Source organism: Streptomyces sp. NPDC005955 (genome assembly GCF_042871255.1).
In the GTDB taxonomy this organism is placed as follows: Bacteria; Actinomycetota; Actinomycetes; order Streptomycetales; family Streptomycetaceae; genus Streptomyces.
Genome location: NZ_JBIAIF010000015.1, coordinates 138,479 through 163,401, shown reverse-complemented (window position 1 = coordinate 163,401; position 24,923 = coordinate 138,479). Strand labels below are relative to the sequence as shown.

16 protein-coding genes, 2 tRNA genes and 1 riboswitch are annotated in these 24,923 nt (G+C 73.7%); of the genes, 7 read left to right on the top strand and 11 right to left on the bottom strand.

Annotation, left to right across the window (positions count from 1 at the left end; translation table 11 throughout):
- Window positions 1–25 precede the first annotated feature (25 nt).
- Window positions 26–823 (bottom strand): tyrosine-protein phosphatase, encoded by a 798-nt coding sequence (locus ACFYOU_RS28835; RefSeq protein WP_391309633.1) that lies wholly within the window; start codon window positions 821–823, stop codon window positions 26–28.
- Between the two features lie 461 nt (window positions 824–1,284).
- Window positions 1,285–1,443: riboswitch (cyclic di-AMP (ydaO/yuaA leader) on the top strand.
- Window positions 1,444–1,447: 4 nt separating this feature from the next.
- Here ACFYOU_RS28835 and ACFYOU_RS28830 point away from each other — a divergent pair.
- Complete coding sequence (locus ACFYOU_RS28830) at window positions 1,448–2,461, top strand: peptidoglycan DD-metalloendopeptidase family protein (protein ID WP_391309631.1); 1,014 nt, start codon at window positions 1,448–1,450, stop codon at window positions 2,459–2,461.
- A gap of 235 nt (window positions 2,462–2,696) precedes the next feature.
- Window positions 2,697–3,488, top strand: coding sequence for an SGNH/GDSL hydrolase family protein (locus ACFYOU_RS28825; RefSeq protein ID WP_385496167.1), 792 nt, complete (start codon window positions 2,697–2,699; stop codon window positions 3,486–3,488).
- 43 nt (window positions 3,489–3,531) lie between these two features.
- On the opposite strand, the gene ACFYOU_RS28820 is transcribed toward ACFYOU_RS28825, so the two are convergent.
- From ACFYOU_RS28820 to ACFYOU_RS28800, 5 genes are read right to left on the bottom strand one after another with little or no spacing between them, the layout of a single operon-like run.
- Window positions 3,532–4,386: an STM4011 family radical SAM protein gene (locus ACFYOU_RS28820; RefSeq protein WP_391309705.1), complete on the bottom strand. Its 855-nt coding sequence runs from the start codon at window positions 4,384–4,386 to the stop codon at window positions 3,532–3,534.
- A gap of 5 nt (window positions 4,387–4,391) precedes the next feature.
- Window positions 4,392–5,774: an STM4012 family radical SAM protein gene (locus ACFYOU_RS28815; RefSeq protein WP_391309629.1), complete on the bottom strand. Its 1,383-nt coding sequence runs from the start codon at window positions 5,772–5,774 to the stop codon at window positions 4,392–4,394.
- A 19-nt stretch (window positions 5,775–5,793) separates the two neighbouring features.
- Entirely contained in the window at window positions 5,794–6,603 is an 810-nt protein-coding gene (locus ACFYOU_RS28810) for an STM4013/SEN3800 family hydrolase (protein ID WP_391309628.1), read from the bottom strand.
- A 49-nt stretch (window positions 6,604–6,652) separates the two neighbouring features.
- On the bottom strand, window positions 6,653–7,792 hold the full coding sequence (locus ACFYOU_RS28805; RefSeq protein WP_391309626.1) for an STM4014 family protein: 1,140 nt from the start codon (window positions 7,790–7,792) through the stop codon (window positions 6,653–6,655).
- Between the two features lie 2 nt (window positions 7,793–7,794).
- Entirely contained in the window at window positions 7,795–8,754 is a 960-nt protein-coding gene (locus ACFYOU_RS28800) for an STM4015 family protein (RefSeq protein WP_391309625.1), read from the bottom strand.
- A 194-nt stretch (window positions 8,755–8,948) separates the two neighbouring features.
- Here ACFYOU_RS28800 and ACFYOU_RS28795 point away from each other — a divergent pair, with 194 nt between their 5' ends.
- Together ACFYOU_RS28795 and ACFYOU_RS28790 are read left to right on the top strand one after the other, a co-directional pair.
- Window positions 8,949–9,275, top strand: coding sequence for a hypothetical protein (locus ACFYOU_RS28795; protein WP_391309623.1), 327 nt, complete (start codon window positions 8,949–8,951; stop codon window positions 9,273–9,275).
- A gap of 107 nt (window positions 9,276–9,382) precedes the next feature.
- The gene (locus tag ACFYOU_RS28790) at window positions 9,383–10,531 is read left to right on the top strand and encodes a DUF6745 domain-containing protein (protein WP_391309622.1); all 1,149 of its coding nucleotides are present in this window, start codon (window positions 9,383–9,385) and stop codon (window positions 10,529–10,531) included.
- A gap of 69 nt (window positions 10,532–10,600) precedes the next feature.
- On the opposite strand, the gene ACFYOU_RS28785 is transcribed toward ACFYOU_RS28790, so the two are convergent.
- From ACFYOU_RS28785 to ACFYOU_RS28765, 5 genes are all read right to left on the bottom strand, one after another.
- Window positions 10,601–11,233 (bottom strand): TetR family transcriptional regulator C-terminal domain-containing protein, encoded by a 633-nt coding sequence (locus tag ACFYOU_RS28785; RefSeq protein WP_389770659.1) that lies wholly within the window; start codon window positions 11,231–11,233, stop codon window positions 10,601–10,603.
- A 64-nt stretch (window positions 11,234–11,297) separates the two neighbouring features.
- Window positions 11,298–11,371 (bottom strand) — tRNA-Cys (locus tag ACFYOU_RS28780).
- A gap of 11 nt (window positions 11,372–11,382) precedes the next feature.
- A tRNA-Arg gene (locus ACFYOU_RS28775) sits at window positions 11,383–11,454 on the bottom strand.
- A gap of 86 nt (window positions 11,455–11,540) precedes the next feature.
- Entirely contained in the window at window positions 11,541–12,920 is a 1,380-nt protein-coding gene (locus ACFYOU_RS28770; RefSeq protein WP_391309620.1) for a hypothetical protein, read from the bottom strand.
- A 153-nt stretch (window positions 12,921–13,073) separates the two neighbouring features.
- Complete coding sequence (locus ACFYOU_RS28765) at window positions 13,074–14,270, bottom strand: Glu/Leu/Phe/Val dehydrogenase dimerization domain-containing protein (RefSeq protein WP_389770653.1); 1,197 nt, start codon at window positions 14,268–14,270, stop codon at window positions 13,074–13,076.
- A gap of 596 nt (window positions 14,271–14,866) precedes the next feature.
- On the opposite strand from ACFYOU_RS28765, the gene ACFYOU_RS28760 reads away from it, so the two are divergent.
- From ACFYOU_RS28760 to ACFYOU_RS28750, 3 genes are all read left to right on the top strand, one after another.
- Window positions 14,867–16,057, top strand: coding sequence for an MBL fold metallo-hydrolase (locus tag ACFYOU_RS28760; RefSeq protein WP_391309619.1), 1,191 nt, complete (start codon window positions 14,867–14,869; stop codon window positions 16,055–16,057).
- A gap of 272 nt (window positions 16,058–16,329) precedes the next feature.
- Window positions 16,330–18,642 (top strand): hypothetical protein, encoded by a 2,313-nt coding sequence (locus ACFYOU_RS28755; protein ID WP_391309618.1) that lies wholly within the window; start codon window positions 16,330–16,332, stop codon window positions 18,640–18,642.
- 149 nt (window positions 18,643–18,791) lie between these two features.
- Entirely contained in the window at window positions 18,792–24,917 is a 6,126-nt protein-coding gene (locus ACFYOU_RS28750) for a hypothetical protein (protein WP_391309617.1), read from the top strand.
- Window positions 24,918–24,923 lie beyond the last annotated feature (6 nt).

The following is a 24,923-nucleotide window of genomic DNA, read 5'->3' as shown; positions in this document are numbered from 1 at the left end:
TGCACCCGGGGGCCCGGCGCTGACGTCAGTCGAGCAGCCGGGACCGGAGGCGGGCGCGCAGGTCCGGCGTGAGCCCGATGGCCCGGGTCAGGTAGGCGTCCGTGCCGCCCCAACATCGATCGATGCTGTCGAAGGCCGCCGCCAGGTACTCCGAGCGTGCGTCGAACAGCGGGCTCAGCAACTCCATCACCTCCGGCGCGTACCCGTCGACCGCGTCCGCGCTGCGCTGCACCCGGTACCGGCGGTGCGCGGCGTTGGACTTCAGGTAGTCCTCCTCGATCGCGTCCCGTTCGACGCCGAGGGCGAGCAGGGTGACGGCGATGGACAGGCCCGCCCGGTCCTTGCCCGCCGCACAGTGTAGGAGCGCCGGCACGCTGTCCTCCGCGACCGCCCGCAGCACCCGTGCGTGCTCCACGGTCCGCTCCTCGATCAGTACGCGGTACGACGTGACCATCTGCTCGACGGCCCGTCCCCCGGCCAGGAGGTCACGGAGCTGGGCGAGGTCGCCCCGGCGCACCATCCGCCAGAACTCCGCGCCGTCGGCCGGGTCGCTCAGCGGCAGGTTGACGTTGCGCACGCCGGGCAGTTCCACGTCATGGCCGTCGAGCCCGCGGTCGGCGTCGTTGCGGAAGTCGAAGATCGTGTGCAGCCCCAGCCCGGTCAGGTACCGACGGTCCTCGTCGGTCGCGTGGGCGAGGTGGCCGCTGCGGAACAGCACCCCGTGTCGGACCCGCCTGCCGTCCGCGGTCGGCAGACCACCCAGATCACGGAAGTTGCGCACGCCGGTCAGTTCGGGCTCGGTGGACGGGATCTGCTGCGTCACGGGGGCTCCTCCCAGTCCCCCGCCGGCGCCGTCCGTCGGCGGGGCGCTTCAGACGATACGACATCACTTGCTCGGACAATCACCTTGCACGAGGGCTTTCGTCGGTGATCCCCGGTCATGTCATGCACGAGGGAATCCACCGGCGAAAGGATGATTTGCGCCTTTGGTCGGATTGGGCGGCTTTGGCTCAACTGGACAGGAAATAAGGCACCCTAGGGGGATGCGTCGTGACCGGGATCATAGTGGTCACGGTGGGTGGTGATCGCCGGTTCGTCGGCTGCCCGCCCCGGCCCGGGAATTGGCGTCCGCGAACCCCGCCGCCATCGACGCAGGGTGACCGGAACGGACGGCGAGGATCAAGAAATCGCAGGCCGCTGACGGGTGCTCGGTTGTCCGGGCCGTTCCCGCTCGCTTAGCGTCACGCTCACTCCGGGCGGACGCCTAGTCCTGCCGCCGCTCGGTAGCCCATCTCACCACCCGACATCGGCAGGAGCGGGGAACCCACACGCAGTACGCCGCATCCGGGCGACCGGACCGGCTCGGGGTGAAGCCGCGCGAGCGCGGCCGGGCAGCTCCAGCCCGAACCCGACAGCTCACCTCGTAGGCGCCGGAGAGGAACGCACCATGCCCGCGACGGGAAAGCACCGCCGCCCCAAGTCCGCCCGGCTCGCCCGGACGATCGCCATCGCCGGAACCGGTGGCGCGGCAGCGCTCGCGCTGCCGCTGATCGGCGCCACCCAGGCCCAGGCCGCGACCCCGCAGTCCGCCTCCGCGCTCGCCCCCGCGACCTCGGTCGCCGTGGCGGCCCAGACCGCCCCCGAGGCGCCCGCGCAGCAGCGCGCCGGGCTCACGACCTACGCCGTCAAGGTCGGCGACCACCTGTCGAAGATCGCTGACGACCAGGACCTGCGCGGCGGTTGGCAGCGGCTGTACCAGGACAACCGGACCGTCGTCGGATCGAACCCCGATCTGATCACCCCCGGCCTCAAGCTCACCCTCGGCGGCAAGGCCGCCGCCACGGCCACCGCGCCGAAGCCGGCCGCGCCGAAGCCCGCCGCCCCCCAGGCCGCCGCGCCGAAGGCCGCTGAGCCGAAGCCCGCCGCTCCCCGGGCCGCGCAGCCCGAGCAGGCGACCCCCGCGGCCCCCGCCGCCCCGAAGCCCGCCGCTCCGAAGCCCGCCGCCCCGAAGGCCGTGCCCGTCGCGGCCCAGGCGCCGGCCGCCACCGCGAGCGCCGGCGGCTACACGCTGCCGGTCGCGAGCGGTGTGGGCACGCCGTACCGCGCCTCCGGCAGCATGTGGTCCAGCGGCTACCACACCGGCGTCGACTTCAGCGTCCCCTCCGGCACCCCGCTCAAGGCCGTCGGTCCCGGCACCGTCGTCTCCGCCGGTTGGGCGGGCGCCTACGGCAACCAGGTCGTCATCCAGCTCGCCGACGGCAAGTACGCCCAGTACGCCCACCTCTCGCAGCTCGGCGTCTCGGCCGGCCAGTCCGTCTCGGGCGGCCAGCAGATCGGCACCGCGGGCTCCACCGGCAACAGCACCGGACCGCACCTGCACTTCGAGATCCGCACCTCCCCGGCCTACGGCTCCGACATCGACCCGCTGTCCTACCTGCGGTCGAAGGGCGTCGCGATCTGACCCCCCGCGGCCACCGGCCGCACCAGCACCCCGCGGGGCCGTATCGGCGGATACGGCCCCGCGTCGCACGTCGGCAGCAGTGTCGAGTGGGGGCGAGGGGAGTCGAGGGGGCCGGGGAGCTGCTATTCCCGACTCGACGAAATGGGGCGCATGGCCTTTATCACGTGCCGTCAAGCCCCAATGGCGCATTATTACGGTGGCGTAGGTCACGTGGGGAGGTGAAAAATGGGCCGACGTGACAGCAGAGTCGACATTCCTCGCCCTTGACGACATCCGGTCCTACGCAGCCGTCGGCGACAGCTTCACGGAAGGCGTCGGAGACCCCGGCCCCGACGGTACGTTCGTGGGATGGGCCGACCGGCTGGCCGTCCTCCTCGGCGACCGGCTACCCGAACCCACCTTCCGCTACGCCAACCTCGCCGTCCGCGGCAGACTCCTCGATCAGATCGTCGAGGAGCAGATCCCCCGGGCCCGGCAACTCGCGCCCGACCTGGTGACCTTCAGCGCGGGCGGCAACGACATCATCCGGCCGGGCACCGACCCCGACGAGGTGGCCGAGCGGTTCGAACGGGCCGTCGCCGATCTGGCCTCGTCCGTCGGCACGGTCATGGTCACCACCGGCTTCGACACCCGTGGCGTCCCCCTCCTCAAGCACCTGCGCGGCAAGATCGCCACCTACAACGGCCATGTGCGGGCCATCGCCGACCGCTACGACTGCCCCGTCCTCGACCTGTGGTCCCTGAAGAGCGTCCAGGACCGCCGCGCCTGGGACGAGGACCGGCTGCACCTCTCGCCCGAGGGCCACACCCGGGTCGCCCTGCGCGCCGGGCAGGTCCTCCGGGTCGGGGTCCCCGCCGACCCCGACCAGCCCTGGCCCCCGCTGCCGCCCCGCGGCACCCTCGAAGTACGGCGCGACGACATCCACTGGGCCCGCGAGTACCTGGTGCCCTGGATCGGACGGCGCCTGCGCGGCGAGTCGTCCGGTGACCACGTCGCGGCCAAGCGCCCCGACCTGCTGCCGCTCTGAGCGGCGGCCGCCCCGCCCGGTGACGCGGGTCCCGGCTCCCGCGTCACCGGGGGCCGGGACCCGCGGGTATCCGCTCCAGCACCCCGCCGGCGAACACGTCGTACAGGGGCAGCGTCTCCAGGTGGACGTACCCGATGTGGCAGTCGCACCGGGCCAGCGGGCAGGCCCGCGGGGCCAACGCGGCACGGTAGGAACCGTCGTACAGATTGCCCAGCTCCGCCGGGACGAAATGACAGCGCCGGACCGTGCCGTCACCGTCGACCGACACCACCGACGACCCCGTCCGGCAGGGCAGGCCCCCGCTGCGGTGCGGATGACGGCTGTACGGGAACAGCGGGTCCAGCGCCGTCCACCGGTCGGCCTCCTCGTCGGTGTACGTGTGCCCCTCCGCGGCGTTCACCCACAGGTACACCTGCTCCGGCAGCTCATCGCGCAGTCGGCGGGCGTGCGCCAGGTGTTCGGGCAGCCCCACGATCCCCACGCTGAACCGCACTCCGCGCTCCGCCAGCCCACGGCACTTGGTGACGAACCGTTCGTAGGGCGTCTGCCCGGGGTGGTACGTGCACCACAGGGCGAGCGTGCCGAGGTCCGCCCCGTCGAGCCAGTCCGTGCGGCCGCTCAGGTTGGTCTGGATCGCGACCCGTTCGACGTGCTCCCGGTGCGACAGTTCCACCAGCGCCCGTCGGTACCAGGACCGCACCAGGCCCTCGCCCCACGGGGTGAACAGCACCGACAACCGGCCGTCCGGATAGGCGCCCGCCCACTGCGCGAACCGTTCCAGCGCCGCCCGGTCCGCCCGCAACTGCTCCCGGCTGTCCCGCCGCTTCGCGAACGGGCAGTACGGACAGTCGTAGTCGCAGGAGGCCAGCGGGCCCCGGTACAACACCGTGAGGTCCACCGCGCTCACCGCGCCTCGTAGGCGGCCATCGCGGCCTGCACCGAGGGCGAGAACAACTCGGGCCCCAACGCGTCGGAGTGCGCCAGCCCCCGGGCCGAAAGGCGCAGCACCCCGGCCGGGGCCGATCCGTCGAGCCAGCCCCGCGCGGCGAACCGCGCCAGCTCGCCAGGGAAGTCGTCCTCGGGGTCCGTACCGAACCGTGCCCGGTAGGACTCCCGCTCCATGCCCCCTGCCTGGAGCAGCGATTGGAGCAGGTGCCTGCGTCGCGCCTCGTCGCCCCCGGTCGCACCTCCCACGTACCGGCCGTGCACCGCCCGGCCGAAGTCCTCCGTCGCCGTGTACGCGTCGATGATCGACCGGACCTGACGCGCGTCGACCGCGTAGTCGAAGGAGTAGTGCAGCGTGGAGGTGTACGAACGCGCCCCGCAGCCCAGGCCGATCATGCCGTCCGTCTGACAGGCGTGGTCCTCGGGCCCCTCGGCGGGCGCGTCCGCACGTCGGAACATCCGCATCGACCGCTGTGCGTACCCGTGGGCGAGGAGGTGGTCCCGACCCACCCGGTACAGCCGCAACCGCTGGGCGTCCCAGGCCCGTTCCGCGACGTCCACCCGGGCGCGCAGCGCAGTGAGGTCGCGGACGTACAACGGGTACAGGTACAGCTCCTCCGGGCGCCAGGCCAGGGCGGCGTCCAGCGAACGGAGCCAGGACTCCTCGGTCTGCCCCTCGATCCCGTAGATCAGATCGATGTTCAGGACGGGTATCGCGGCCTCGCGTATCCGTCCGAGCGCGGCTTCCACGTCCGCCCGCCGCTGCGGACGCACCGCCGCCCGCGCCTCCTCGGGCACGAAGCTCTGCACCCCCAGACTGAGCCGGGTCGTGCCCCGCTCGGCCAGCACCGCGAGCCGATCGGCGGTGGCCGTCGACGGGGACGCCTCCACCGACAGCGGGACCGCCCGCAGGTCCGCGCCCATCCGCAGCTCGGCGATGTCGAACAACCGGGTCAGTTCCCCGGCCGTGAGGAACGTGGGCGTCCCGCCGCCGAACGCCGCCGTCGCGAACCGCACCGGCCCGTCCCCGTCGAGGGCCTCCCGTACGGCGATCGCCTGGCGCTCCAGTGCGTCCAGGTACCGCCGTGACAACTCGTCCGGCGCGCCGATCCGGGTGAACAGGTTGCAGAACCCGCAGCGGACCTCGCAGAACGGTATGTGCAGGTACAGCGAGAGCGCGTCCTTGGGCTCCCCGCGCCACACCTGGGCGAGCCGCGGACCCGGGGCGGGCAGCGGTCGGTACGCGGTCTTGTGCGGATAGGCGTAGACGTAGTGCTGGTAGGGGCGCGGCGGCGCGGACTCCGGCGCCGTCACGACGTCGGTCGGGAAGGTGGTGCTCATCACGGTGCCTCGGTCCGGTTCAGGGTGTCGGGGTCGGCAGGAAGAAGTGGGCGTAGGGGACGGTCCACACCACGTCGTGGCCCAATCGGTGACCGGTGTAGCCGTCGTCCCCGTAGGCCGTGCCGTGGTCCGAGCACACGATCGCGAAGCACCGCCGGCGGCTGCTCATCGCGGCGAACAGGCGTCCCACGTGCCGGTCGACGTACTCCAGGGCGGCGGCGTGCGTCCGGCGGCTGTCGCCGTCCGCCCGGGTCGCGCCCGGCAGGTGGAACCAGTTGGGCTGGTGCAGGGCCGCCACGTTCACGAACAGGAACAGCCGCTGCTCGACGGGGAGCCGGGCCACGATACGTTCCGCCCGGGCCACCTGCGCCTCGAAGGACGTGGGCGACGCGACGCCGAACGCGGGCTCCCAGTGGCTCTCCTGGAACATGCCGGGCAGGACGTCCCCGAGGGCGCCCTGTTTGTTGAAGAACCCCACACCGCCCAGGCACACCGTCCGGTAGCCGGCGCCCGCGAGCCCCGACACCAGGTCCGGGGTGTCGTAGACGAACGTGCGCCGCTCGGTGGTCTCGCTGCCCGCGAACCGGGCGGCGAACAGCCGGGGGTGCGGGCCCGGCGCGGCCGGGGTGGGCAGGAAACCCGCGAACATCGCCTGGTGCGAGGCGTAGGTGAAGCTGCCCGGCGCGTGCCGCTCCTCCCACCGGCCGTTCGGGAGGTGCCGCGCCAGGTGCGGTATCCGGCCCGCGGCGGCGAGTTCGACGGCCACGTCGTAGCGCAGGGTGTCCAGGGTGACGAGGAGCAGGTCGTCACGCCCGACGACCTCGTTCATGTCGGGAGCGTCGGGCTGCTGCTGCGCCGGGGGCGCGGCCCCGACCGTCTCAGGCCGCACGGTCGTCCTCCGATCCCAGGACCCGGCCCCGCCCCTTGCTCAGGAGCGATGCCGCCACCTGTGCCGCATAGGTGTCCAGCCCTTCGAAGCCGCTTCCCGGTAGTCCCGTCAGGCCCGGCAGCAGATCGCCGAAGGCATTGACCTCGGCCACCGCGAACCGACGCCAGCCGATCCCCGGCAGGAGGTCCACCCCCACGCACAAGGTGCCGGGGAAGCAGGCGGCGGCCCGCTCGCAGATCTCCAGGGCGCCGGCCCAACTGCCCCCCGCCCGCTCCACGGCGGCCCGCACCCGGTCCAGATCGCCCCGGGCGCCCCCGAGGTGCAGGTTCGTCATCGGCGAGGTGCTGGTCCGCACCACGGCGTGCGACGCGCGCCCCCCGACCACCACGACCCGCAGGTCCGCCACCCGGCCGTCGAGCGACGCCTTGGGCAGCCAGCGCTCGACGTGCAGACCGTCCGGGGCGAGCGCGTCGACCAGGGCGCCGACGGCCCGCTCCGATTCGTACCGCCGCACCCGCAGGGAGTTGAACAGGCCGTGCGGGGTGCCCTCGACGGAGGTGGTGGCCCGGACCCGGCCGGGCCCGGCACGCTCCACCGCGAGCACTCCCGAGGCGGACGAGCCGTGCGCGAGCTTCACGAACACCCGCGGCAGCCCGTCCCGCATCAGCTCCCGCAGATCGTCCCACCCCCGCACCGCGTCCCGGCCCCCCGAGGTCGGCGACTGGGGGACCGGGACGCCCGCACCGGCCAGCCGCTCGTGGCACCGCCGCTTGTCGAACAGCACCGCGAGGTCGTCCGGGTCGTCCAGCAGCCGGCACCCCGCGGCGCGCGCGGTGTCCGCCACTTCCCGGACGGCGCCCGTGAACCGTGCGTACCACAGGGCCGAGCCTTCCACGCGTGCGGGATCGTCGGTGTCGCGCAGGATCCGTTCCACCTCGGCGTCCTCGCCGGGGGAGTCGATCCGGACGGTCTCGCCGGGGCGGAACCCGGCGCTGCCGTGCAGCACATCCCGCCAGGGCAGCACCCGGGCGCCGGGCAGCCCGGCGGCCCGCACGGCGTCCAGGAAGTACGTGGTGCGGCGGTTGTCGGGGTTCCCGACGACCACGAAACGGGGAGGCTCGGCGCGCATGGTTACTCCGACACCGCCACGTACCGCCAGACGGCGCCGTCGTCCTCGTCGTACTCCTCGGCGTCGTCCGCGTCCACGTCCAGCGCCACCCCGGCGGGCTCCAGCTCCTGCCGCAGTCGCTCCCGCAGTTCGTCACTGAGGTAGTTGTGGGACAGGTCGAGCGAGGCGAGGTGGGTGAGCGGCTGCCCGGCCAGCAGGGCCGCCGCGCCCTCGTCGGTGAGGACGCCCATCGACAGGTCGAGGTCCCGTAGTTGCGCGACGACCGGCGCGGTGGCCGTGGCCGCGGCGATCTCGTTCTGGATCTCGCTGTTGCACAGGGCGAGCCGCCGCAGCGCGGGCAGTCGCGCACCCGCCAGGATCGGGGCGACGTCCGCCGCCTCGCAGTCGCCCCCGTACTCCGACGTGCCCAGCCACAGGACCAGTTCCTCCAGCGCCGGGAAGTCACTGGCGGCGACCCCCTGCACGACCTCCCGGGGCAGCCCGCCCGTCTCGATCGTCAGGGTCACCAGCGCCTCGTGCCGCACCGGCGGGAACTCCAGGCCGCTGCCGCCGCGCACGGTGAAGTCCCGGAGCCGGGGGAACGCGTCGAGCAGCTCCGTCACGGTGCCCTGGGTGATCCAGGAGATCTCGCACTCCTCGCCCGTTATCTCCCCCAGGAACAGCGAACGCAGCGCGCCCAGTTCCTCCCGCGCCCCCACCAGGGCGTCGATGACCCCCCGGGGGCTCGTCTCGTACGGCTCCTCCCAGGCACCCACGATCAGCGAGGTCACCCGCTTCAGCTCCACGGCCGCGCGGAACCGCTCGAACGCCTCCGCCCACTTCTCCTCGCTGTCGTACGACGCGACGGAGATCCGCCAGGTCACGGCCCCGGCGTCGGGCAGCTCGGGCGGGACCTCCTCGCCGTGGCGGGGGAATTCGAAGACCGGCAGGCCGAAGTGCGTTTCCTGATGGGACGAGATCATGCCGCTGCTCCTGGATGGGTTCCTGGCACCGTTCCGATGGGCTCGGCCCGATGTGCCTGAAGTTGTACCAAGTTCCACTGACATCCGGGTACGACGGGGTGGCCGGTGCGACGGACCGGACCGGTTGTCAGACCCCCGACCTACTGTCGGTGCCGTGGTGGTCGCACGGAGCGGCGACCACGGAGGGGAGAGTCATGTTCCGGCAGGGAGACGTGCTCGTCGTGCCCGTCGCGAAGGACGCGGTGCCGCGCAGCGCCGAGGAGGCGCCGGGGGAACCCAGGGACGCCCGGGGGCGGCTGGTCCTGGCGCTCGGGGAGGTCACCGGGCACGCGCACGCCGTCGTCGGCCCGGGCCGACTCGTCCGTGACCAGGGGCCGCTGGGTTCGTTCCTGCTCCACCTCCCGGACGGCGGCCGGGTGGTCCACGAGGAGCACGCGGCCATCGCGCTGCCGAAGGGCTGGTACCGCGTGGTCCGGCAGCGGGAGTACGTGCCCGGGTCGGTGCGCGTCGTCGCCGACTGAACCCCGCCGGGTCACGGCCCGGCACCCGGCCGCCGGAGCGAGCACGGCGCCGCATCGAGGGACACCGAGGGACACCGAGCGAAGGACGAGGAAGTGGGCAGCGGAACATGTCGGTGAACGTGGAGGAGACCGGACCCCGGACGCAGGAGCCCGACGGGGAGGTGCTGGAACGGGTCGCGCGCTGGCGCGCGGTGGCCTCGGCGACGGGGGCCGCCGACCGGGCCGCCGCCGAGGACGGAGTCCGCCTGGCGTACCGCAGGGCCGGGCTGGCGGAGCCGGAGCGGATCGTCTGGGCCCGCTCGCCGCGCGAGGCGGTGCACCTGCTCGCCCGGGGCGCCGAAGCCCTGGGCGGCGCACCGGGGCGGGGCGTGCGGAACGCGGTGCGCAACGCGCCCTGGGCGGCCGAGCGCCAGCGGCTGCTGGACGCGCTCGGCCCGATCGGCTGGTCCGCGCACTGGGCGACCACCGGCGGTCCGTTGGGGGAGTCGGCGCAGCTGCTGGTCCAGCGGCTGGGGCAGGGGTTGGTCGAGGACGCCACGGCGGACCTCGCCCCGGACTCCGCCCCGGGCGCCACTGCGGGCCGGGACTCCCAGGAGGAGGTGCAGGAGCGCAGGGAGGCCGTTCGGCGCCGGGAGAACGAGCTGAGACTCCTGCTGCTCGATGCGGTGCTGGGCCAGCACGACGCGGCGTGGCTCTGCGCCTTCGACACCGACGGCCCCCTGGACGGGATCGCGGCCGTCGCCCGCTCCGCCGGGTGGTGGTGGCCGTACGAGAAGGTCGCCGTGGTCTGTGAACGGCCCACGGCGCTGCACCGCGACGAGGCGGGCCGCCTCGACCGGGCCGACGGCCCCGCGGTCGCTTACCCCGACGGGTTCGCCCTGCACTCCTGGCGCGGCATGCCCGTTCCGGGAGAGTTCCTGGACGAACTCGCCGGACTCACTCCGCAACGCATCCGCGAGGAGGAGAACGCCGAGCTGCGTCGGGTGATGCTGGAACACTTCGGCTACGACCGCTACCTCGCCGAGTCCGGAGCCGTTCCGCTGCACCAGGACGAGACGGGCCGGCTCTGGCGGGTCCCGCTGCCCGACGACGAGGACCTGGTCATGGTCGAGGTCGTCAACTCCACGCCCGAACCGGACGGCACCAGCCGGACCTACTGGCTCCGGGTCCCCCCGACCGTCACCACCGCCCGGGCCGGGGTCGCCTGGACCTTCGGCCTCACCGAGGAGGAGTACGCCCCGGTGCGGGAGACCTGACCGCGGGTGGGTCCGGGCGCCGCCCGGGAACGTCCCCGGGGGCCCGGGGCGGCGCCGCGGGTCGACGGGTCAGGGGCGGGAGCGGCGGCGCTCCACCGCCAACTCCTGCACCGTGAGGCCCAACTCCTGGGCCAGTGCCTCGTCCACCCATCCCTGGAGCCGCGTCCGTGAAACGCTACCCGTGTAGACCGTGGCCTGGACGGCCAGTCCGTCCAGGAGCGCGGTGAGCCTGCGGGCCGCCGCCTCGGGGTCCGCACAGACGAACTCCCCGGCCGCGGCACCCTCGGCGATCACCTCGATGATCGCGGACTTCCACTGGCGGTCCAGGTCCCGGGTCACCGCGCGCAACGCCGGCTCCCGCAGGGAGACCGCCCACCCCTCGATCCACAGCCGCCATCCCTTGGCCTGACCGGTGGGGGCGTACCAGCGCACCGCGGCGCGCAGTCGTCGTACGGCACTGGTGCGACGGCCGAGCGACATCCGCAGCCGGGCCAGATCGGACTCGGCGGCATGGGCGAACGCCGCGGCGACCAGCTTCTCCTTGGAGGCGAAGTGGTACAGCACGAGCGCGTTGCTCACTCCGAGCGCCGCGGCCACGTCGGCGATCCGCACGTCGGACACGCCCCGGGCCTCGATCTGCTCGATGGCGGCCCGCACCAACTCCTCGCGTCGTTCTCCGACGCTCAACCGCACTCTCGCCACATCGTTAACCTTAAGTGTTCATGACGGAAAACGGCGGGCGGGGGCTGCGGAGTGCGCGTGCACCGGCATCGGGACAGGATTCGAACCTGCGTCCACCCGGTCTGCAGCCGGGCGCTCCACCGCAGAGCTTCCCGATGCCCGTGCACGCGTAGCGAGAGCAGGGCTCGAACCTGCGTCCACCCGGTCCGGAGCCGGGCGCTCCACCACTGAGCTTCCTCGCCGGAACCCATCCTGGCGGGCGCCGGCCCCTCGGGCAACGCGTTTTCCCGCGCCCCGCGCCCCGCGCCCCGCGCCGTCCGGCCGGCGGTCACGACTCCCCGGGCGCACCCTTGCCGGAGTAGACGCCCTTGGACCGCAGCAGCTTGGCCAACAGCGGATGACCGACCCGCACTCCGTGCACCAGCTCCGGCGTCGGCCGGAAGGGCACCGGCCGGGCCTCGGCCCGCGGCGCCGTCCACCCGCTGGCCACCGGATCGACACCGTGACGCACGCACACCTCCTCGACCAGCGACCGCGGGCACTCGACCCCGTTCCGCAGCACCTCCCAGGGGAGCGGGAGATCCGCCCACACCCCGGTGTCGGGATGCAGCCCGCCTCCCGCACTGCGGTGCCAGGCCGCCACGTCGGCAGCCACCAGCACCGGCACCTTCCCCGGGCAGACCCGGTCGACGACCTCCTCGGCGCCCATCGCCGTCAGCAGCGCGAACCAGTTGGCGCGCGCCGTCGACCACGCCCGCGCCGCCTGGTTCCAGGTCGTCGAGTCGTCCCCGCGCCGCACGATCATGGTCGCCCGGTCCAGTGGACGCCGCTGCCAGACGGTTTCGAGCTGCTCGGCGACCTCGACCAGCACCCCGTACCAGAGCCCGATCAGCCTGCCCCGCTCCTCGTCCGTGAGCCGTGCCAACACCGGGGCCGTGGGGTGCGCATGGGCGATCGCGAACCACTGCGCGGTCACCGGGTCGAGCCGCCGGAACAGCGCATCGGCCACCGTGTCGTACGCCTTGGGCTGACCCGTGATGGTGAACTCGCTGCGCAGGTTGGCCCGGGCGGTGAGGTACGCGAGGAACGCGGCCGTCGCGTGGTCGGCCGCGAACCGTTCGTACGGCAACCGTGACACCAGCCCGCTCTTGCCGGTCAGCGTGATGTCCCGCTCGCGCTGCGCCGCCAGCAGCCGCGCCAGCTTCGCCTCCATCCGCCGCAGCAACCGGAACCGCTTGTTGTACTGCCGCTTGGAGATCGCACCGAGCCCCGACCCGTCGCGCTGCTCGCGGTTGAGCCGGTCGGCGAGGAAGTCGCTGCGCCCGAACTCCTTGCGGATCTCGCCGCCCGCCGCCCGGATGACCTCGGCGATCCGCTCGGGGTCGTCGCCGGCGCTGTCGGGCAGGGCGTCCACCGTCGCGAACAGCTCCGAAGCCGTGGCGAGCTGACGCTGGGCACCGACCGGGCGGGCGAAGTCCTCCAACATCGAGGTGTAGCCGGCCCACAGCCGGCGCAGTGAGGTGCGCGAAGCCTGCTGCAACGCCTTGCGGGTCGGCCGGTCCAGCGGTACGTCGGTCGCGCGGTACAGGTCGAGGACCAGTTGCGCGATGTCCTCGGGCCGCTTGCGCTGTCCGAGGGAGGCGTACAGCGCCCGCAACTGCGGGTCCCCGGGGAGCAGCGCCGGGGACGGGGTGGATTCGGTGACCATGGCACCAGGCTGGCACCAGCCCCGGTGCGGGATCCACCGGATATCCGACGGGTGCCCGCCGGGGGTGCCTGCCCGCCGGGTCCCCGGCGGTGCCCGTCGGCGCCCGTCCGTTCCTGTCCCTGCCCGTCGGGCGTCCGCCCCGCCGCATCCCGTTCAGGAGTACGTGCCGAACCGTTCCGTGATCTCCGTCAGGTTCTCGGCGGCCAGGGCGTGCGCGGCGGCCCGGGGTCCCGTCCCGTCCGCCTCGGCACGGGCCAGCACCCGGCCGAGCAGTTCCCGCATGGAGGTGCGGATGTGGGCGAACGCCTCGTCGCAGTCGGCCGTGATGTCGCCGAAGAGCGTCCACCACCACCAGGCGTTCGTCGCGGAGTTGGCCACCACGTCCGGCAGCACCGCGATGCCGCGGTTCGTCATCAACGACTCGGCCGCCGGCAGCACGGGCATGTTCGCCGCCTCGACGATCCACCGGGCGCTGATGCGGTGCTGGTTGGTGCAGTCGATGACGTTCGACAGCGCGGCCGGCACCAGGACGTCCGCATCGACGGCGAGCCACGCGTCACCCGGCATCTCCCGGTCGCCCTCGCGCAGGGCCGCCCGGTCCACGGTCCCGAAGCCGTCGCGCGCCCCCAGCAGTGCCTCCACGTCCAGCCCGGCCGGATTGACGACGGTGCCCAGGACGTCGGAGACCGCGACCACCGTCAGTCCCGCCCGGGAGAGGAAGCGCGCCGTCGCCCCGCCCATCGTGCCGAAGCCCTGCACGGCGACCCGGGTGCCCGCGTACGGCGTCCTCGTGTGGTCGAGTGCGGTGAGCACCGCCTCGGCGACTCCGCAGCCACCGACGAGTGCGTCCAGACCGATGCCGTCCACCTCGCGGGCGAACGCGTCCGCGAGCCGGCTCCGCGCCCCCGCCGCGTCGTCGAGCAGGGGGTACACGGCCTGCACGGTCGAGACGAGCCCGGCCTCCGCGGCGGCCCGGTCCACGGTGTCCTGGCTCAGCCCCAGGTCCTCCCCGGTCGTCCAGCAGCAGGCGACGTACGGGCGCAGCGCCCGCAGGAACCGGACCAGGACCCCGTACGCCTCCGGGTGCCGGGGGTCGCAGTCGATGCCGCCCTTCGCGCCGCCCAGGGGCACGTACCGCGCCTTGGGGTCGTAGTGCAGGGCCTCCTTCACCGTCATGCCCCGCGCCAGCCCGGTGACCTCCTCCAGCGTGCACCCCGCACGCATCCGCAGGCCGCCGCTGGCCACGCCGCGCACCAGACGGTCCACCACGAAGTAGCCGCGTCGGCCGGTGACGTGGTCGGTCCACTCAAGCGATATCAGCGGGCTGGGAGGGGGCTGGAGGCTGGGCACGGGAACTCCTGGGGCTTGCCGCGATCGGGACCCGGTGATGCCCGGAAGAGGAGGGAGGGGCCGGGTCGACCGACCTGAGGGAAACTGAATCGCCGGTCAGTATCGGGAGCGCGTCAGGGATGTGTCAACGCGCCTGGTCCTCGCCCCGCTCCCCACCGGACGGCGGGTTCCGCGGCGCACCACGGACCGTGCCGTGCCCCCGGCCGTGCGGGGGCTCGTCCCGTCACCGGACGGGGGAGGCATGGTACGGCGTCGAGTCGTCCCGTGGGCGCACTCAGCCGCCTCCTTACCCCTACCTGGTAGAGGTAATGCGCGGTCGGGTCCTCGCCGGAGTGCCACGGACCGTGGCGCGCCGGCCGAGGGTACGAGGCCGGTTCGTCGAGATGCGGGTCGCCCGCATCACCCTTCGGACGTACGCAGTGCGGTCCCGCCACCCGTCCGACGGACGGGTTCCGTCGGAGGCGACACCGCGGACGGCGCACCGTGGAGCACCGGCGGCACCGGTGGGGGACGTGCCGGGGGCGTGCACGGCCCGGCACCGTCCGTGGTGCCGCTCATAATGGGAACCGCCGACCGAACTCCACCCAGGAGGCACCGTGACCCACCTTCGTTCCCTGCGATCCGGGCTCCGCGCCCTGCGCCCCGCCGCCTTCGGTGCGGACGCCGCCGGGGAGCGGCTGGAGCGGATCCGGCGCTCGCCCCACTTCGTGGACGGGTCGTTCCGGAACCCGGTGCCGGCGCGGACCCGCCCCTCCGGCTCGGCGTCCCGCTTCGCCAAGGTCTACTTCGACAAGGAGCAGCGCCTCCTCCGGGCTCCGCAGGGCCCGATCCCCGTCCACCGGGACACCCTCGCCGAACTGGCGCAGCCCCCCGCCACGGGCCTGCGGATCACCTGGATGGGGCACTCCACCGTCCTCGCCGAGATCGACGGGCACCGGGTGCTGTTCGACCCGGTCTGGGGCGAGCGCTGCTCACCGTTCGCCTTCGTCGGCCCCAAGCGGCTGCATCCCGTTCCGGTGCCGCTGGCCGCACTGGGCCCGGTCGACGTCGTCGTCATCTCCCACGACCACTACGACCACCTGGACATGCCCACGATCAAGGCGCTCGCCAGCACGGACACCGTGTTCGCGGTGCCGCTCGGTGTCGGCGCGCACCTGGAACGGTGGGGCGTCCCCGCGGACCGGTTGCGCGAACTGGACTGGTCGGAGTCCACCACCGTCGCCGGGCTGCGCCTCACCGCCTCGCCCGCCCGCCACTTCTGCGGTCGGGGGCTGCGCAACGAGCAGAACACCCTGTGGGCCTCCTGGGTCGTGGCCGGTGACCAGCACCAGATCTTCCACAGCGGTGATACGGGGTACTTCTCCGGTTTCCGTGACATCGGAGCGGAGCACGGACCCTTCGACGTCACCATGATCCAGATCGGTGCGTACAGCGATTTCTGGCCGGACATCCACATGACCCCGGCGGAGGGATTGCGGGCGCACCTCGACCTCCAGGGCGGTCGGCCGCACGGGGTGCTGCTGCCGATCCACTGGGGCACCTTCAACCTGGCCCCGCACGCCTGGGCGGAGCCGGAGGAGTGGACGAAGGACGCGGCCGAGGAGGCGGGCCAGGCCGTCGCCCTCCCCAAGCCCGGTGAGCCCTTCGAGTCCGCGGGCCCGCTCCCGACCGAACCGTGGTGGGGGGCCGTGACACAGCCGATCACGCGGTCGTGGCGCAGTCCCGTGGCCCTGGCGGACCCCCAGGACGAACAGCTCACCTCGGCCGACGCCGCGGTGGAGCGCTGAGCCGGGGGCGTCAGCGGCGTCGGGGCACGGGGCCCGGCTCCGCGACCCCGGCGCCCCCGCGGACGTCACCCCGGCAAGCGGACAACTCGGCACCCGGGCAAGGGGGTTCCCGCCCGGCGGGGGAACGCCGCACGGCCCGCTTCGGAGTTCGCCGTGAGCCGCTGCTATCCGGCGCAATGTGACCAAGGTGCCTCCGGATCGCCATGCGCAGGCATAGTCTGCGGAACTACCGCATGCCGGGCTCGGGTGTTCCGTGGTGCGGCGGAGGTGTCATGGGCGGGGACCCACAGGGAACGGCGACGGTCGGCGCACGCGGGCGGTCGCAGGCGCAGCACCACGGGGCGGAGGTGCCCGACCCGTACGGGGACCGGCCCCTGCTGACCCCCTGCATGACACGGGGCCACGGCGCCGTGCCCCGGCAGGACCGGGAGCGGCTGCGGAGCTACCTCGAAGCGGTCGTCACGGCCCGCCGGGCGCCCGTGCACACCACGGTCGCCTTCAACGCGGTGTACTTCGGCTACGACCTCGGCGGCGAGGGCTACGGCGGCAGCCCGCTCCGGCTCGACGACTTCCCCGAGATCACCCTCGGTGCGCGTGCTCCCGTGCTCCCGGTCGGGGCCATGGTGTGCGTCGCCACCGGCTCCGACCCGCTCTACGCCGAGATCGTCCACCGGGAGGGGGCCCACCCGGAGGTCGGCGCCCTCGGCGACGTGCCGGACTGGGTGTCGGGGGCACCCGCGGGCGCCGAAGGGCCGGGCCGCCCGGGAACCGGCGCCGCCCCGGTGCGCAGGGAACTCCTGGTCCCGGACCTCCACGCCTTCGGGCCGGCGCTGAGCCCGTCACCGGCCCAGCTCCACCGGCTACGGATGCGCCGGCGCTGGATCAACGGGGACGGCCACGTCGTCGTCGACGTCGGCTATCCGTCCCGGGAGGCGGCCCGGCGCGACGAGCCGACCTCCTACGCGCACCACCTCCTGACGACCGCGCGGGCCCAACTGCTCAGCCCCTTCGTGCCCGTCTCCCTCGCCGAACTGGTGGGCGGCGCCCGGGACGACGACCTCAGGGCGGGGCTGCTCGGTCTCCTCGACACGGTGCGGGGCGTCCTCAACTCCTCCGGGGCCCTGCGCACCTGGGGTCACCACGCCATGCCCCGGACCCGGCTGACGGCCGGCTGGCAGGACGCCGGACCGTTGGGCGGCGACGACCTCAGGTCCCTGGTGGCAGCGGTGGAACGCGCGGCCGTCCCGGCACGGCGACGCCACGGTCTGACCGCCCCGGTCACCGTGTACACGGCGGTCGGCCCACGGCTGCGCGGGTTCCCCGGGGCGGCGGAAGCGCTCGGGGGCCCGGGTTATGCGACGGCGGTGTTCCGGGCGAACGTCGCACTCGCCGAAGCCGTCCGACTGGACGGCGGACGGGGCCGGTTCGGGAACGGTTGCCGGATCGCCCTGGACGACGCCTTCGAGGGGGGAGGCGTATGGCGGTCCCACCATCCCGGGGACGCGGAACCCCCCGGCGATCCCCTGCACCCGGCCGGCCGCGGCTGGGCGTCCACGGACCCCGTGCCCGGCGAGCCGGAACCGACCACGGAGGTCGATCCGGTCGACCTCCCCCTCGTCGACGACGCCGACCTCGGCCCCGACGAACTGCTGCGGTCCGACCCGGACGAGATCGTCTGGCGGTCCCCGTTGAGGCTGGCCCACCTCATCGACGGTTGGCTCCCCCTGCACCCGCAGGTCGCGCGGGAACTGGGCCGGGCGCACGGCCGACGCGCCGCGACCCGCCTCGCCATCGACCACTACGGCGGCACCGCGGACCCGAACGGCGGACCCCAGGAGACCACCGCCGAACTCGGGGACGGGAGCGGCCGCCTGACCGGAGTCCGCTGGCCCCGCGACTTCTTCCCCGGCCTGCTGCTCGAACTGTCCTGGCTCCGTGGCGGCCCGGTGGTCCGGGTGGCCACGGCACCGCTCGACGAGCCGGTGCAGATGGGCGACCGCGTGGTCGGGCACTGCTTCGCACCGTGCGTCCTCACCCGGGAGGACGCTCCGGGCAGTGACCGCCACGGCGACACCGCGGCGGGGCTCGACCCGCGGCAACTGGTCCTGCGCACGGTGCGCCGCTGCGGATTGCTCACCCCGGACGGCCACGCCCTGCTGGACCGCTCGGGCCTGCCGCGTGCGGCCTACGGGCGCAGACCGGCGCGGTCACAGGCCGCGGCACTGGAGTCGGCGGTCTCGGACCTGCTCGCGGAGCGGCTCCTGGAGCCGGCCCTCGGCAGCCGCGACCCCTGGGGCCGACCCCACTTCCCGGCCCGCGGCGCCGAACCGACGATCCCGCTCCTGCGCTACCGTCCGGCCCGGGCGCGGGTGGTACGCCCCTGGGGCGGAGCGGGCCCGGACGACGGCACTCCGCGCGGCGTCCAGTTCGTGCCCGGCCACCTACGCCGGCTGCTGCCCGGCTCTGCGCCGAGCGACGTGCAGAGAGCGGCCTTCCGGGAGCACTGCCGCAGACTCGGCAAGGCGGACGGCTGGGAACTGCCGCACGGGTACACCTTCGTGACCGAGCACACGCGCGGCACCTGACCCGTTCGCGGCTCGCACGGCGCACGCCGCTCGGCTTCGACCGCTCACCCGGTCACCACGCGCCCCCCCCCGTTCACGGCTCGGCCGACGTCGACCGAGCCGCCCCGGGAACCACCGACAGGACGACCACAGAAACGGAGCACGTACGCATGCATGACCGCTACCGCGTCGTCACGGGGCCACCGTTGTCCCCGCCGGGCGCGTCAGCCGACACCCTCGGGGGCCTGGCCACCGCGCTCAACGCCGTGCAACACCCGGACGCCGCCCTGAACGACCTCACGGTCGGCATGGTGGAGCTCGCCTTCAACTCCCTGCCGCCCAGGAACCGGCAACAACTGCTCGGCAGCCTGGGCATCCGGATGGCAGCGCCCCGACGGGCGGGCGGCGCCCTGTGCCGGGACGTCCTCACCCGGCTCCGGCGCGAGTCCCGGCAACATCACATGTGCACCTGTGGAGTCAGGGAACTCACCAGCACCGTGCGGAGCCAGGTGGGCAGGTTCGTCTTCGCGCGGGACGACGAGACGGTCACCGACCCCGTGTCCCGGTGGGGCGCGACACTCGTCCGGGCCGCGGTCTTCGCCTGGTGCAACGCCTCCGTCGCCGGCGCGTACGTCCTCGCCTGGGCGGCGGACCAGGACTGGTTCGCCGCGCGGGCCGACGAGGAGGAGCGCGCCCGGCTCGCCGCCGTGGGCGGCGCGGCCCGGTCCATCTTGGCGGAGCACCCGGACTTCGACCCCGACGCACCGCAGGAGCAGCGCCGCCCGCGTCCGGGCCACGTCCTGCACCAGCGCGCCGCCGCGCCCGAAGGACCGACCCCGGACGCGTCCCCGTCGAAGGCCGCCGCCCCGGACCCCGTCCTCGGGAACGAGCCGCCCGCGGCGGTGCCCGAGGACGCCCTGGGACGGACGACGGACCCGGAGGAAGCCTGTCGACGGCTGGCGGCGGCCCTCACGCAGGCCCGGCAGTGCGCCACGCGGGTGACCGAAGCGGTCGCCGACGGTCGCCCCCCGCAGGACGCGGACCTGACGTCGCTGAGCGCGTTGGGCGAGGTCTTCGACGGGGTCGAAGCGGTGTTCCGTGCGGCGGGCATCGAGGCGGTGCCCCGTCGCCTGGACGACCTGGTGGGCGCCGCACGCGCGTACCGGACGGCACACGACCGTGACCGCCGGACGCGCGAGACGCTGCGGCAACTGCTGGACGTCGCCTGCCGTCCGGACAGCGCGGCGGCCTCCGGCGCGGAGGCCGTACGCGGTGCGGCCGGCCGTCTGCTGGACACCACGGTGTGGGGACGGACGCAACGGGAGGAGGGCGCCGCGCTCGCCGCCCTGGCGCGGCTCGTCCGGCTGGGACGGCAGTCGGACGCCGCAACGGAGATCCTGGCGCTTCAGGAGCAGGTCGTCCGGGTGCTGCCCGGCTGCGCCACGGCGGCGGTCATGGCAGCGGAACTGGCCCTGCCGCCGGAGCGCGACGCCCTCCTCGGAGCCGAGCCCGACCGACCCGCCCGTCCGGAGCCGGGAGCGACCACCGGGTCCGCGAACGGTACGGTGGCCGGCGACCGCGGCGCCGTGCAGCCCGCCCGGCCGGGGGAAACGGCCCCGAACCCACAGGTCGAGACCGCCGGACCCACCACCCGGGAGAGCGCGCCCGACACGACGTCGGAGCCGGGATCCACCGCACCCGCCCGGTCGGCCACCGTGGCACCGCGCCGTACGGAGACCGGGCCGGCCGACCCGGTGCCACCCCTGGACGTCGACCCCGCCCCCGCGGCTGCGGTCCCCGCGCCCCCGACCGCTGCCGTCGCACCACGGGCCGAGGACACCCCGCCCCGGGAGCCGGCCGCTGCCGTGTCCGCGGGCCGGGACACCGGCGAGGCCGCGGTGGAACGGGCCCTGGCGCAACTCGTCCTGGAACGGCGCTTCGGGCTCGCCCACCACCTGGCACGGGCCGCCGGCCGTCCGCAGCCGCAGGTGGCCGCGCTCCGGCTGGCCGGTGCCGCCGCCCTGCTCACCTCGGGGGACAGCCAGGGCGCCCGGCTGACCGCGGAACTGCTGCAACGGGACGGCGGGCACGTGGGACGGGACGGCGAGGGCAGCGAACTCGTCCTGCTGCCCGCTCTGCTGCGCACCGCGTTGATCACCGGGGACCACCTGGCGGGCGCGCAGCTCAAGGCGTTGGTGCCCCGGCTGCCGGACCGTCTGGGGGAGGTGGCGACCGCGGTCGCCGACCGTGCCCTCAGCGGTGCCCTGATGACCGCCTCGCCCCTGGTCGTCATCGCCGACGTCTCCGAAACCGAGGCCCGACTGGGCGAGTTGCGCGAGCAGTGCCGGGTCCTGCTGGCCCCGCAGCGGCTGCGGTTCGCCCGGGCGACCGACATCGCCAAGCACTGGCTGGCCCCCGACGACGGGATGCTCGGATCGCTTCTGACGACGGTGGTCCGGGACGACCGGGTCGCCGTGCCACGGGTGCGGGAGCAGGCCGAACGCCTGTCGAAACTGACCGAGGTCAACAACGAGATCGACCGCATGGACCGCAAGCACCGTTCCTCCAGCGGCAAGCCGCTCCAGGGCTCCGGGCGGCAGGACCTGGTGCAGCTCATCGAACGGGCGGTCGGACTGACCCGGGAATGGTGCCTGGCGGTCGACGGCATCCGGCGCGGCGACCGGTCCCACGGCGATCGGGCGGTCAAGGAGATCTCCTCCCTGCGCCGCTCCCTGCTGGACGGCAAGGACGCGGTGCTGGGGGAACTGGAGCCGCCGTCGCGTCGGTGGGGCAGCGTCGCCGCCGCGACGGTCTGGGCGGCCCGCACCTCCATGGAGGAGTTGTTCGCGCTGCTGGGCGGCGACACCGCGACCATGCGCCCCGACGCCTCGGTCTCCCCCGAACTGCTCCTGGACGTGGAGCTGTTGAAGGTGTGCGACACCCTCGACGAACGGCCGTCGCTCGACCGGCTCCTCGCGGCGGTCGCCCGGAGCTGGGACGACGCCCTCGCCGAACGGCTCGCCCGGGACGCCTTCACCGCGGCCCGCACCCTCGTCGACCTGGCCGGCCGCGGGATGCTGCCCCTCCCCCCGACCGCCGGGTTCACCCCGCCCACCGTGGCCGAGATCGCCGACCGGGAGACCAGCAGACGCGGGGAGCTGCGGCTGGCGCACGACGAACTCGTCGCCGAGTTGCACCGCGCGCAGGCCGACGGCGCCGTCACCGACGACCAGGACCTGTGCCTGCAGGAGCTGTTGGCCGACGCCCGCATCCGCCTCGACGACACCGAGGCGCACGACCTGATGGACGTGCGTCGGGCGCTCGACGCCGTCACCGGCGACCTGCCGACCTTCCGGCAGCAGGCGGCCGACCGGATCCGCGCCCGGCTCGACGCGGCGGACCCCACCACCCAGGAGCGGGCCCAGGTCCTGCGGCACCTGGACACCGGTGGTCTGGCCACCGCCGCCGACCTCGTCTACTTCCTGGAGATCGGCGAACCCGTCCCGGAGATCGAGACCGGCGAGTCCCATCTGATCGAGTTCTTCCCGGTGGTGCCGGACGGCCTGCGCACGGGCATCGACCGTGAGTTCGTGGACCTCGTCCGGACCGGCGGCAAGCACCCCACGGTCCCCGTCCTGGACTACGGGGCCCTCTCCACCGACGAGGCGGCCCTGGCGGCCGACGCGCTCGACGACTGGCGGGAACTGGGCGCCACCGAGCGCAAGGACCGGCTCGAAGTGTCCGCGCGACGTCAACTGCTGCCGGCCCTCAAGCTCCTCGGCTACGACGCCAAGAGCGCCCGACCGCTCGACGAGCGGTCCCCCCACCGACGCGAGTACCGCCTCTTCGAGGTGACCGAGGTGGAGATCAACGGCCGCGCGAAGGCCCCCGCGTTCGGTTCGCAGATCGGGGAGCAGGGCGGCACCCTGCGCGTCCTGATGGTCTGGGGCCGTCCGCCCGCCAAGGTCGTCATGAGCCTGGCGGAGCGCGACACCAGCGGAGCGAGTCTGCTGGTCGTCTACTTCGGCACGCTCAGCCGGGCGGCCCGCATCGAACTCGCCGTCGCCTCACCCCGGTTGCAACCGCTGCTGGTCGTGGACGACGCCGCCCTCGCCTATCTCGCGGCCCGGGGGAACCGCCAGGTCAGCACCGCCACCCAGACGCTGCTGCCGTTCTCCGGCATCAACCCGTACATCCGGGAGAAGCGCGGTCGCATCGGCGGCGAGATGTTCTACGGCCGTGACGCCGAACGCAAGAGCATCCTCGACCCGCGCGGGACCCAGGTCATCTTCGGCGGCCGGGGACTGGGCAAGTCGGCCCTGCTCAGTGACGCCGGCGAACGGTTCGCGGAGCAACGCCCCGGCTACCACCAGGCCGTGTACGTGAACCTCGACCAGGAGAACATCGGCAAGGGCAGTTCGCTCGGGCCGCAGGCGCTGTGGAGCGTACTGGACCGGGAACTGGTCGCGGCGCAGGTGCTGGGTCGGCCGCAGGGCCGCCGCTCGCGCCAGGACACCTCCGAACGGGTACGGGCCGCCGTCCGGGTCTGGCTCGACGGGGACTCGCGGCGCCGGCTGCTGATCCTGCTCGACGAGTGCGACCAGTTCTTCGAGGCGGACGCCCCGCGCTTCGACCAGACCAAGAAGCTCAAGGGCCTCGGCTCCGACACCAAGGACCGCGCGAAGGTCGTCTTCGCCGGCCTGCACTCCGTACAGCGCTTCTCCAAGCTCGCCAGCAACGGGCCGTTCGGCCACCTCGCACAGACCCCGAAGGTGATCGGCCCGCTCGCCCCCCAGTTCGCCGCGGAACTCCTGGTCGAACCCATGCGGGCGCTCGGCTTCGAGTTCCACGACATGGACCTCGTCAACCGGGTGCTCGGCTACTGCTCCTACCAGCCGTTCCTGCTCCAGATGTTCGGTCACCGGCTGGTCGAGCTGATGCACCGCAAGCGGGCGCGGCGCGGCGCCGAAGGGCCCCCGTACCCGGTCGACGTCGCCGACATCGAGGTCGTGGAGTCGGACACCGGCCTCCGTGACGGCATCTCGGCGGCCTTCAAGGACACGCTCAGCCTGGACCACCGCTACGACGTGATCGCCAACGTGCTCGCGTACCAGGCCCGGCACCACGGGCTGGAGATGCGGCTGAGCGACGCCGAACTGCGCGAGGAGTGCGAGACGTTCTGGCGCAAGGGCTTCGAACAGCTCGACACCGAGGGCTTCCGCGCCTACCTCTCGGAGATGGTGGGCCTCGGCATCCTCGCGCCCAACCACGACGGCCAGGGCTGGCACCTGCGCGGCCCGAACGCCCTGCGCATGATCGGCACCTCCCACGAGGTGGACGCCCGTCTGCTGCGGGCCGAGCAGGACTGCGAACTCCAGGAGAGCATCGTCCAGGAGGGCCGGCCCGAGCTGCCCGACGGCCGGCCGGCCCCGCTCACCATCACCCAACTGGACGATCTGCTCGGCGAGCGCTCCAACCAGACGAGGGTCGTCCTCGGCACGCCCGCCACCGGTGTCACCGACGTCGGCGACACCCTGCGCACGGTCGCCGGGCGCATCGCCGACTGGAGGCTGCCGCCGGTCGGCAAGCCGAGCGTCTACAAGCAGGAGCTCACCGGTGGGCTCCCGCGGGAACGGCGCGTCGTCATCAGCGACTTCGCCCGCTACCCGGCCCGGCCGGGGACCTGCCGGGAGGCCGTCGACCTGGCCGAGACCCTGTTGCCCACCACGCCGGGGGTGACCCGGGCGGTCGTCATCGTCACCGCACCCGACCAACTGGCCCTGTGGCGGTCCCTGCTGACGGGCGCCGACCCGGTCGCCGCCGCACCCGTGGTGTTGCGCCGCCACGACCGTCGCAGCCTGCGCGGTTGGGCCCAGCGCATCGAGATGTTCCACACCGAGGACCGCCTCGACCGTCTGCACGAGCTGACCAGCGGCTGGCCCGTCCTGGTCGACCGGGCGTACCGCCTGCACGGCGAACTCGGCGACCCCGAGGAGGTGTTGCGCCGACTGGCCGGCCTGGGTACGGACCGCGGCGGGGCCCGCGAGTTCGCCGAGAAGACCGGTGTGTACGCGAGCCCCCTGCTCACCACGGGGTACCGGGTCCTCGACGACGAGTTCGAGGAGGAACCCTTCGACCTGGAGAGCGCGGTGACCGCCGTGGCGGTCCGGATCGAGGACGAGGACGAGGCCCGGTGGGTCGTCAACTGCCTGGACGCCCTCCAGGTGTTCGACCGGGACGACACCCAGTGGCGACTGGAGCCGCTGTTGCGCCGGTGCATGGCGGCCCGTCCGTAGGCGACG